This window comes from Psittacicella hinzii (assembly GCF_003585885.1).
Classification (GTDB): Bacteria; Pseudomonadota; Gammaproteobacteria; order Enterobacterales; family Psittacicellaceae; genus Psittacicella.
Genome location: NZ_NRHC01000022.1, coordinates 25,859 through 38,060, shown reverse-complemented (window position 1 = coordinate 38,060; position 12,202 = coordinate 25,859). Strand labels below are relative to the sequence as shown.

The window sequence follows — 12,202 nt, the reverse complement described above, 5'->3', positions numbered from 1 at the left end:
TGTTTTGCATTATGTTTTGCGTTAGGTTTTGCGTTAGGTTTTGCGTTAGTTTTTGCATTAGGTTTTGTTTTTGTGAGGTTGGCAATAAAAAAAGTCCAAGGAATTTCTTCCTTGGACTTTTCATTTTAGTGAGAAATCTAGCGAGGTGGAGTTCTTAATTAACTACCTACTATTTTTTCTCTTGAGTGTTTGGTACTAATGGAACAGGAACCCCATTAGAAGATTCTGGTAAGCTAACGTTTAAGTTTAACAGACCAATGTTTGGTTGTACGCTACCAGGAGCATAACAAACGCTTAGAGCGCCTGCACTTGTTGCTGGTGCACAAATTTCCGCTTGATCAATTAGTTGGATACCAGCTGTGCCTGACTGACGTCTACCTTGACCCATGAGACCAAAGTCACCAGAAGTCTGGATAAGAACTTCAGTTTTTTCAGCATCTAGATTACGTACGGTATTGATGTAATCACCTACTGATTGACCATATTTACGAGTTGGATCCATACCGATACCAGTTTGCGCTGTGCGGTTTAGATCGTCTTGCGTAATTTGACTATTGTATGCGTACTCTTCGTTTGCGTCTTCAAACGCTTCCATGCTTGCAATTAGATCAACAGAGTTTTTCATATTAGCAGCATAGAAAACGGCATTGATGTTAACTTTGTTAACTGCGTTGAAGCTACGATCAGATTCACCATAAGGCAGAGATTGTTGAGCAATACCTAACTCTTTAACTTTATCCAGTGTATCTTCATCTGGAGTTGGAGTTGATGGGAATAATTCATCACCATCTTTAGTAATGCCTACATATCTGTCGTATTTACCATTTTCGTTGTAAATAGTTGGATTACCAGGTCTTGAAATACCTTGATCAATTGGTTGTGTTTTGTTTTCAGTAACAATCACGTTGATCGTAGGGGTATCTTCAGATTTTTTCTCATCGCTTGTAATTAGATGAGGATTTTCATCTTGATCATCACCTCTACCGTCAAATTGATCACGAGCTGAGTTAGTACGATTTTCTACATCATCATATTCATCGTCTTTGTTGCCAGCTTCTTTTAAACTACCAGTAGTTTTCTCGATCATTTCTTCTACACGTTCGTGGTCGAAGTATTCACTTGTTTCACTAGTATTTTGTGAAATTTCAAGATTTGCGTTTTCCTGGATTTGTTTAACTAATTGACTAACGTCTTCGCCACCACAAATTGTTCCGCTACATGTGAAGTTAGTGTTTACAGAGTTAAATTGTGATAAGTCACCGTTTAACTCAGTAACGTTAATTGTTAAGTTCACTGAGTTCACATCACTGTCAGAAATTGTTAGGCTATCAACATTGATCGTGATATTGTCAGCTGAAGCGTTTGTAGTGTTAATAATGATATCTGTACCGTTAAATGATAGGTTGTATACAGCACTTAAATCAGAGTCCTGGATATTTGTATCATTTGAAGTAATAGATACGTCACTTCCTTTGAATGTAGAGTTAACTACAGAAGTATTATTAGCAGTTACAGTCACTGTGCCGTCGATTTCAGATCCCACAATGCTCACGTTTTCACCAGTAAAGCTACTTGTTTGTGCGCTTACAGTTGAGTCTGTAATCTCTGTATCACTTCTTGTTGTAAAGTTAGTAGTATTAATGGTTGAACTTGTGATCTTAGTGTTTTCCGCAATGATCTCAGTTGCATCCAGTTTAGAACCATCTAACGTTGTGTTACCTAAGTTTGCAGTTTTAGCGACGTCAACAATACTACCTACAAAGCTTGAACTGTTAGCTGTTAAGCTTTCAGCTTTCACGGTAGTGTTGCTAGCTGTGATAGCGTCGGCAGTAATGCTAGTTGCAGTTAATTGACTGCTGTCAGCAGTAATTGTGCCTTTTACTTCAACTTGGTTAGTAATGTTAGCTACTGTACCATCAGCTAAGTTAATGTTTTGACTTGCGATTAAATCAGTTGCGCTAATGCTTGCTTTGTTAGCAGCTAAGTTAACAAGATTAACTTGATCTGCAGTTAAGCTACTGTCGTTAACTGTTACTTGATCAGCTTTAACTGTACCAGTTGCGCTTAAGCTTGAGCTATCTAAGTTTAACTGTTGGTTAATGTTCGCGTTATCTACTGCAACTGATGAGCCTGAGCTTGCAGTTAAAGTATCAGCGTTTACTGTACCCGCGTTTACAGTAGAACCAATTAGGTTGACTGTTGGCGTAGTAATAGTTGTAGCAGTTGCTGTTGAGTTGTTTAAAGTTAGAGATGTGCTAACTTTTAAGTCAACAACGGCATTGATTGTTGAGTTGCTACTTGTACCTTCAGTTAAGCTTACGCTGTTGCTTGCAGTTAAGCTTGAGTCATTTAAAGTTAACTTACCACCTACAGCTGTATCTGTAGTTGTGATAATACTTGCTTGCGTTGCCGTTAAATCTTGATCAACGCTTAAAGTTTGCGCAGCTACTGTTGCATTGTTTGCTACTACAGAGTTAGCTGTAACAGTTTGCTCTGCTTTTAATGAAGCGTCAGTTAAGCTTAATTGACCACCTACGCTTGCTGTTTGCGTATTCACGCTTGAGCCAGCAGTTGCAGTTAAGTCTTGGTTAACCGTTAACGCGTCTGTAGTTACAACTGCATTGTCTGCTGTCACTGTATTCGCACTTAAGCTGTCGCTAGCAACTACTTCAGAGTTTACTAGGTTTAAGTTACCGTTTACAGTTGTAGTAGTTGTTGTAACTTTAGCATTGTCTGTAGCGGTTAAGTCTTGGTTAACTGCTAAGGTGTTCGCGGTTACGCTAGAGTTTTGTACCTTAACATTATTCGCTGTTAAGCCGTTACTTGCTGTCAGAGTTGCGTCAGTTAGGTCTGCAGTACCTTGAACTGTAGCATTCGCTACTTCAAGGCTAGAGCCTTCACTTGCAACTAAGTCAGAGTCCACAGTTAACTCTTGCGTTTTAACTGTTGCTTTCTCTGTAGTTACAGAGCCTGCTGTTAAGCTTTGACTTGCGCTTACAGATGCGTTGTTTAGGTTTAAGTTACCTGCAACGCTTGCAGTGTCAGCTGTAACAGTTGAGCCTGTTGCTTCTAAGTCATTGCTTACAGTTAATTCGCTAGCTTGTAAGTTAGAGTCTTGCGCTTTAACTGTACCTGCAGTTAAGCTTGAGCTTGCTGTAACTGTAGCGTTAGCTAAGTTTAAGTTACCTGCAACACTTGCTTTGTCAGTAGTAACAGTTGAACCTGTTGCTTCTAAGTCATTAGTTACAGTTAACTCGCTTGCTTGTAAGCTAGAGTCTTGCGCTTTTACTGTACCAGCAGTTAAGCTTGAGCTTGCCACTAGTGCAGTTTCATCTAAGTCTAGCGTACCATCTACAGTTGCAGTTTCAGCGTTAACTTTAGAGCCTTGGCTTGCTGTTAGATCTTGCGCTACGCTTAAAGTCTTAGTTGTTAAGCTTGAGTTAGTTGCTACTACATTAGTTGCACTGAACTCTTGTGCGTTAACTTCTGATTGACTTAAAGTTGCGTCGCCGTCTACTGTTAACTTATCAACTTTAACAGTTGCCTCGTTAGCGGTTAGGCTAGTTGCGTCAACTGTAGTTGCTGTTAAGTTAGACTGATCTAAGTTGATCTCTTTATCCGTAGTAACAGTTTCAGTAACTACTGTTGCATTAGTTGCTTCTAAGTTACCTGCGTTAATTGTACGAATTGAAGTTAAAGCAGAGTTAGTTACGGTTAAGTTGCCTTTTACTGTAACTTCTGAAGTACTGATCTTAGTACCGTCGTTAACTTCAAGATCTTGCTCTACTGCTAGGCTTTCAGTTGCTAAAGTAGAGTTGCTCGCGCTTAGGCTACCTGCTTCTAATGCTTGCGTTGCATTTACGTCAGCGTTAGTTAAGCTTAACTTGTCAGTTACGCTTACGGTAGTAGCAGCTACGCTTGAATTGCTCACTTCCATAGAAGTACCAGCGTTAACGCTAGTTGCATTTAAGCGTGCTTTTTCTAGTTTCACAAAAGTAGCACTATCTACTGATGTCGCTACGATACTTGAGCTACTAGCAGTTAAAGCACCAGCTTGTAGTTGCTCGCTTGCTACTACGGTTGAATTTGTAACGTTTAAGTTACCTTCAACATCAACATTTGTCGCAGTTAAGTTAGTGCCGTTATCTAAAGACACATCTTGACTAGCAGTTAATGTGCCAGCTGCAAGAGTTGCGTTGCTTGCAGTTAAGCTTGCAAGGCTAACTGTGCCTGTAGCATTTACGTCAGCGTTAGTAACTGTAGTTTGTCCTTTTGCAGTAATATCTTGCGCTTGAACTTCACTATTAGTTACTGTTAAGTCCTTGTCAACTGCTAAGTTGTTAACTTTTACGCTTGCGTTGCTAGCTGTAAAGTCATTTGCGTTTACATTTGCTACGCTAACTGTAGAGTTGTCAGCATTTAAGCTTTGAGCAACAGTTACGGTAGTTGCATTTAGCTTACTTTGGTTAGCTAGAGTTAGATCTTGGCTAACGTTTAAGTTCGCAGTTTCTAGGCTAGCGTTGTCAGCTGTTAAGCTTTCTGCGTTTACTGTACCAGTTGCATTTAACTGTGAGTTAGTAATGCTTGCTTGACCAACAGTAGCGTTAGTTGTCTCTAGCTTACTATTGTTAGCTACAACTAGTTGCTCTGCGTTTACGTTAGTTGCGCTTAAGCTTGCGTTGTTTACGTTTGCTGTTTGCGCTTTAACGTTTTGGCTTGCAGCTAGTTTAGAGTCAGTAACAGCTAAAGTTGTTGCGCTTACATTAGTTGCGCTAACTTGACTTGCTTTAGTTGCCGTTAAGTTAGTTGCACTTAACTCTGTAGCTAGTAAAGTAGCATTAGATGCAGTTAAATCAGTTGATGTTAACTCTTTAGCTACTAGCGTAGAGTCAGTTGCCGTTAAGTTAGTAGCAGTTAACTCTTTTGTTGCTAGAGTAGCGTTAGTTGCAACTAGGTTAGTTGCTTGCGCACTCGTGCTTGCATTTAACTCAGCGTTAGCTAGCGTTAAGTTGTTACCAACTGTTGCTGTGTCAGCTTTAACTGTACTATCTGTTACAGTTGCATCTGTAGTTACGCTTAAGTTGTTAACGTCAAGTTTAGCATTAGTTGCTGTTAAGCCATTTGCACTTAAAGTATTAGTTGCATTTAAGCTTGAGTTGTCAACGGTAGCTTGTTGCGCTACGTCTACATTAGCAACATCTAAAGCGCTGTTAGTAACGGTTAAGTTGGTAACAGTTAAGTTGTTTGCGTTAACTGTAGCGTAGTCAGAGTTAAAGTTTTGCGCTTTAACTTCGCCTGCTGATTTGAAGCTAGACTCATTTACGCTTAAGTTGGTAGTAGTTAAGTCTTTAACTACCAGACTTGAGTTAGTTGCAACAAAATTCTCTGCAGTTGCTGTTGCCGTAACATTTAACGAAGTATTGTTTAACGTTACGTCGTGAGCAACAGTTAAGTCAGTTGCGTTTACGTTTGTATTATCAGTTGCGGTTAAGTTATCAGCTGTTAACTGTTTAGCACTTACGCTAGAGTTAGTTAATGTAGCTTCTTTGCTTGTTAAAGCTTTAGTTGCACTTACAGTAGAGTTCTCTACGTTTAAAGTGTCAACGTTTGCCGTAGCTACACTTACGTTACTATCATTTGCAACAGTTAAAGTTGTTGCGTTTAAGTTTTTCGCTGATAGTTTAGCGTCGTTTGCTTCGACTGTAGCCGCAGTTAAGTTTTTGCTAACAGTTGCGTTTGCGTTAGTTAAAGCTAGTTTGTTGCTTACAGTTGCATTAGTTGCTTTAAGCTCAGCTTGGTTGCTTAAGCTTGCATCTGCTGCTTGGATGTTAGTTGCCCCTAGAGTTGCATTGTCAGCAGTTAGGGTAGTAGTTGTAACATCAACCGCAGTTACTTGAGCTTGTGAAGTTAAGCTTAGGTTTTGAGCAACTAGGGTAGTTGCGTTTACGCTACTACCTGATGCTAAGCTAGTGTTGATACTAGTTAGGGTAGTTGCATTTAAGCTTGCTTTGTCAGTTAGCTCTAAGTTTGCAACGTTAGCTTTAGATGCTTTAACGCTTGCGCCATTAGCTTCTGTTAAGTTCGTTACAGTTAAGTTGTTAGTAATAGCTAAACTTGCGTTATCAGCTTGGACATTAGAAGCCATCATATTTAATGAAGCTAATGATGAACCACTGCTTAATGACACATTTTCACTTACTGTAGCGTTAGCAACATCGATGTTAGCGTTGTTGCTTGCATTTACGTTTCTTGCAACTAAGTTAGTAGCGGTTACTGTAGTATTTGAAGCTGTAGCGTCAAGAGACATTACAGAACCAGCGCTGATATTAGCATTAGTTGCATTTAGCTGTAGAGAAGCTAGATTTGTAGTTACGCTTAGGCTAGCGTTATCTAAATTAGTCTCTGCTGCTAAGTAATTGTTTGCTGTAACTTGTGAAGAGTTACTTGCGTTAACTGTTTGCGCAGTAAAGTTAGATTTAGCTGTTACTTGTGCTTGATCTAATTGCGCAGTATTGTTTACGGTTACGTTATTCGCGCTTAAGCTTGCGTCTTTAACAGTTAGATTAGTAACAGTTAAATCTTTGTTAGTTTTTACTTCTGCATTATTTGCAAGAGTTAAACCGTTAGCTACGTTTGCAGTTGTTAGATTTAAGCTTGCGCCGTCTTTAACGCTTACGTTGTTAGCGTTTAACGCACCTACGTTAGTAGTTAAATCTTTGTTATCAAACGTAATGTTGTTAGCGTTAACCGTAGTTGCATTAAATGCTGAAGTGCCTTCGCTATCAAAATCACCAGTAAGATCTAACTGTTGCGCTGTAAAGCTTGCATTATTTAACGTTAAATTGTCGGTTGTAACATTGATTAACGAGCTAGTTGAACCATTAGTTAAACTAAAGTTAGTTGTGTTAACTGTAGTTGCAGTAATTGCACTACCGTTTGCTACGTTTAAGTCAACCGCGTCTACTTGGTTAGCGTTTACAGTTGCTTGATCAACGTTTAGGCTAGTATTAGCTTTAACTGTACCAGTTGAGTTTAATGAAGAACCGTTGGCGATAGTTGCTTCATTTGCGGTAAAGTTAGTAATGTTCGCGCTTGAGTTGTCAAGAGTAGCGCTGTTAGCAGCATCTAATTCAGTGATGTTGGCATCTTTAACATCTTTTAATGTAACGTCAGAAGTTTGTGCCTTAGTAATAGTTACGCTAGCGTTAGTTAGAGTAACATTACCACCGAGTAGACGTGCAGCTACTAAAGAACCTTGAGTAACGTTAAAGTGGTTAATGCTTGCGTTATCTAAGATAACTGCAGAGTTAACACTTGTAAAGTCACCAGTTACTGTAGTTTGGCTACCTTCTGTAGCTGTAAACTTAGCGTCATTTAACCAAACATCATTAGCAGATAAGTTATTTGCTTCAATGCTTGAGTTAGTTGCGTTTAACTTATTAACTTGTGTACTCGTTAATAAAATGTTTGCCTTGTTAGTTGCTACTAATGTGCTGATCTTGTTACGTCTTTCACTACTAAAAGTTAGACTTAAGTTAGAGTTATCAACAGTTGCATAGTTAGCAGCTACAGCACCGGCAAAGTTTGCTTGCGCTTGATTTGTGATTGTTAAGTTTTGCGCAACGTTAACATCACCTTTGGCAGTGAAGTTACCGCCAGCAATAGTTAAATTAGTTGTATTTAACGTATCTGTAGTTAAGTTACCGCGAATTGTTGCATTAACGGTGTTAATTTGATTAGCCGTTACTGTTGCAGTCTTAGTGGTAGTTAAGTTGCTAGTTGCGTTTAAACTAGACGCGCTGTAAGTACCATTATCTAAGATTACGTTGTTCGCCGTTAGGTTTTGCACATTTACGTAACCCGCATTTGCCGAGAAGTTACGGCTAACATTAACATCACCTTTTGCTACTAAAGTACCACCGCTTTGGCGATAGAAGTTAGCGCTTAGGTTGTTAGTGTTAATTGTCCCGTTATTAAAGATATTGCTGCTTGAGTTAATATCTTTAGCGGCAACTGTTACGTCAGAGCTAATTGAAGCATTATTACGGATAGTTAAGTTACCCGCAATGCTAAAGTTACCATTTACGGTTACATCGTAGCTACTATATTTACCTGAACCTGTGTCAGTTGAAGTAGCTCCATTTTTTGCACGTGCGTCACCAAGGTAAACATCACCAGAAGCTACAACAGCTGCGTTGAAAGTTAGATTTTCACTTGCGTGGAAATCTAGCACATCAGCGTCAGCGTTTAATTTACCATCAACGCTTAGGTTGTAAGCTGTGAAGTAAACGCCACTAGATTTTTGTTCATTGCTGTCAGTACCAGCAGCTGCTGTTACATAAGTACTTGAATCACTTTTTGCAATAAATGTTGTAGCTGCGTTAAGAGCAATGTTATTTGCGGTATAGTTTTGTAGCGCAACATTTACAGAAACTAGAGCTTTCTCATCAAAGTTTAAATCTTTGGTTGCTAATTCTAGTTTGTTGTCACTACTGTCACTTAATACTACAAGATTGTTAACATTAATAGTACCGTTACTTCTAAAACCACCAGCTAAGGCATTGCCTGTAGTCAGTTTGAAGTTTGAAGTATTTGCTAAAGTTACGTTAGCGTATACTGTGTCAGTTTCCTCGTTACGAGTAACACCTTCAACTGCTGCTAGAGTTGTAGTTGAAGATAGTAAATTAACTGTAGCATCGCTAGTTGTAGTTACAGCTTTAAGTTGGTTTGGAGAACTTACATTAATTGTCTCACCAGTTACTGCAAAGTTTGATGAGTTTAAAGTTAAGTTGTAAAGTTCAATGTTTGCTTGTGTAGCTGTACTTGAAGCTTTAGCTGTTAAGTTGATTGTACTATTAGAAAGAACAGTCTCTTGTAAATCTAAATTTAGATTACCTGAGTAGTAAGAGTTTAAACTTAAATTAGTTAAGTTTGAAGCGTACAGAGTAACATTTAGATCTGTCGCGTTATCAAACATTAAGAACTGTAAGTCACCACGTGTTGCCGTTAAGCTCAGATTGTAACTTGATTCGTAGTTGTAGCTACCAATGTAAGAAACACCATCTAAATCAAGATTGTAGTACTCTAACGACACGTTTGGAGCGTGTACATTTAAAGTTGAAGTAGAGTCAACGATAAAGTTAGTGAACTTCAAGTTGTCATCATCACCGTAAACACCACCAGAGAAAGCAATGCCTTTACGTGAGTTAAGAACAACTGATGAACTATTTGTTACGCTTACATTACCATAGAAAGTAATTACGTTACCATTGTCTAGTAAAGTAGAAGCTTGACCGTTTTGGTAAAGGTTGTAAGTAACAAAGTTTGAGTTATTAGCTACAGATAAGTTTTTGAAGTAAATGCCACTTAAACTGCTGTTTGTGTCAGTGTTGTAGTACATCACTGATAAGTTAGCGTTATCTAACACTAAGTCAGCATCAGTAAAGTCAATAATGCCTGATACAGTATCATCGTTATTGTTTACATAAGCAGTTAAGAGGTTATTACCTTTAAACGTAACTGTATTTGTTAGGTTTTCATCAGCAAATAGTTTTGTACCATTGCTGTATTGTGGAGTGTAAACACCTTTATTTACAAAAGATACTGCAGTAGCACCATTTGAGCCATTAGCAAAAAGGTTAATTGCTCCACCTGTTGTTGCGGTAACATTTGCCCCAGCTGTGAAAGTTAAGGCAGCAATTGATTCATTGCTTGAAGATGCGTTGATCTTTAATAAAGATTTTTCAGCAGTTAAGTTACCAGTAATTTGTACACCTGAATTAGCAGTTACATTTAATGAACCTTTGCTAGTGTTCAGGTTTTGTGCTTGACCAATCGTTGTCTCAGAAGAGGTTAAGCTAGCTTGACCAACTACTTTAACGTTTGTTAAACCAACTGTACCGTTAGTTTTAATAGAAGCATTTTGGTTAGAAACATTTAAAGTCGTGTTTTCTAACTGAATAGTTTTACTATTATTTGTAATACGGTAAGCAGTTGAATCTTTATCAGTCTCAGATGAGCTAGTTACATCTTCTAAGTTAGTTACAGTCGCACCCTCTTCTTCAAGAGATTTAGCGTCAAAAGTAACGCAAGAAGCGGTAATACTTAAAGAGCCACCTGGAGAGTGTTGGTTGATAGTTTCAGTCCAGTTAGAAATTACTGTGCTATCAACGATTGCTGTAAAGTTACCTGTTAGGTTACTATCGCTAATTGCGATAGATTTTAAAGCCTGGTACGATTGGTTGGCAATAATCGTAGAGTTAGTAACTGTTAAGTTTTTTCCAGCAACAAAGTCTAACTCACCATACGCTGATGAATTACTAAAGTTAATGATAGAGTTAGTAACCGTAACATTACCTGTTTGCGCTAAAACTGCAAGTTTGTGACCTTCATTAGCAACGATACGTGCATTAGTGAACGTAATGTTACCGTCTGGAGTATAAAGGATGATGTTGTTAGTTTTTAACGCATAAGATAAGTAACTATCAGTAACGCTTAAAGTATAGTTAGTTGCTGAATAACTTGAATTTAGATAATCGTTTTTAAATGTATCGTAACGAGTTGGATAGTAAGCATAGCTATACTTATTATCTTGTTGGATAGCAATAAAGAAGAATGGGCTATTGTTACTTGAAACATCGTTATCTTCGTAGGTATAAGTTGCTGTAGTAGAGTTAACAACATTAATATCTAATGGGTCAAGTAACCAAGTACCACCATTAGAATTTACTGCAAGATCTTCACTGAAGTATGCAGTATGTCCTGAAGTTTCAATTAACCCATTGCTACCTGTAGTTTCCCAGTTACCTGCAAAGTAAGATACATTTGCATAAGCAAGGACTTGTGAACCGTTACCTTCAGCTGTAACTGATGAACCTTTTGATACTACTAAAGACTGAGCTTTTAAACTCGAAGTATCATTAGCTAGTTGTGAAGTAGCACCTGATTGGTTTAAACCACCGATTTCTACACGACCTGCTTGGTTGCTGCTTGCATTTGCAACAATTGTTGAGTTGTCGAGTAATTGGATGTGGTCACCATTAACTTTTACTTTATTTGCTGCAACTTTACCGTCGTTTACAACTAGACCAGCTTGAGCTGTGCTATCAACAGTAAAAGTATGTGCATTAGTTGATGGTGTGTAAGTACCTGTACCAGTGCTTACTGCTACTAAATCAACTGTACCATCTTTATTTACATTTGCAGTAATTGTACCTTGGTTAACTACTTTGTTCGCCATTAGTAGGCTGTTTTTGCCACTAAATACGTCACCTAAGTTAACTACTTCGTTACCTGCTTTAATTGTGTAAACAATTTGCGGATTGCTTAAGTCACTAATAGTAATGCTTTGACCAGCTAATAACAGAATCTGTCCATCAACTGCTTTTAACACACCATTGTTAGTAACTTTACCACCGATTAGAGCTAAAGAACCGTTCTTGTCAACCGAGATTAAACCTTGGTTAAGGATTGAAGCAATTTGTGCATCCTCACCTTTGAAGTTTAATTTGCCATCAAGGAAGTCTTGGTTAGAGATGTCAAGTGTTGACGCTACTAATGAGCTTACGTCTACAGTTGCATTTTGCCCAAAAACAATACCAGCTGGGTTCACAATAAACACTTGACCGTTTGATTGTAATTTCCCCAGGATTTGTGAAACTTCACCACCGATTACACGGTTTAACACTGCAGAGTTAGCAGAGTTTTGGATAAACTTATAGATTTCATCAACGCCGATGTTGAATTTATCCCAGTTGATGATGGTTTTATCCGTGCTAGTGGTAATAGTTGTAACTAAGTCTTGGATTTGAATTTGTGCTTTACCAACAACTACTGTAGGGTTGTTCGCTTGCGCTACAGAACTAAAGCTCATACTACCCATTAGAGCTAAAGTTAGACTTGTAGTTGCACCTAAAGTGCGCCCCACTGCTGATAGCAGGCGGCTAAATTTACTTGATTTTGTTTTACTTGTCGTTGCAGTTTGCTTTGTACCTCTGGTTTTACCAGCATTGTTACAAAGTTCAGAAACCACCACTAGGCGGTTTTGATCATTAAGTTTAAGACGAAATATTCTATTCATGGGTAGTAATAAATTTTGGTAAAGTTGACTTTATTTACAATTAAATAAAACGCTAATAGCTAAATACATAGCTTTGCTAAACTAAGTTTATGTTGCAAAAACTTTAGACATTTGTAACTAAAG

Annotated in this window: 1 protein-coding gene; it reads right to left on the bottom strand. The window is 38.2% G+C overall.

The features are described 5' to 3' along the window. Positions 1-169 precede the first annotated feature (169 nt). On the bottom strand, positions 170-12,079 hold the full coding sequence (locus tag CKF54_RS02050) for a filamentous hemagglutinin N-terminal domain-containing protein (RefSeq protein ID WP_119524623.1): 11,910 nt from the start codon (positions 12,077-12,079) through the stop codon (positions 170-172). Between the last annotated feature and the right edge of the window lie 123 nt (positions 12,080-12,202).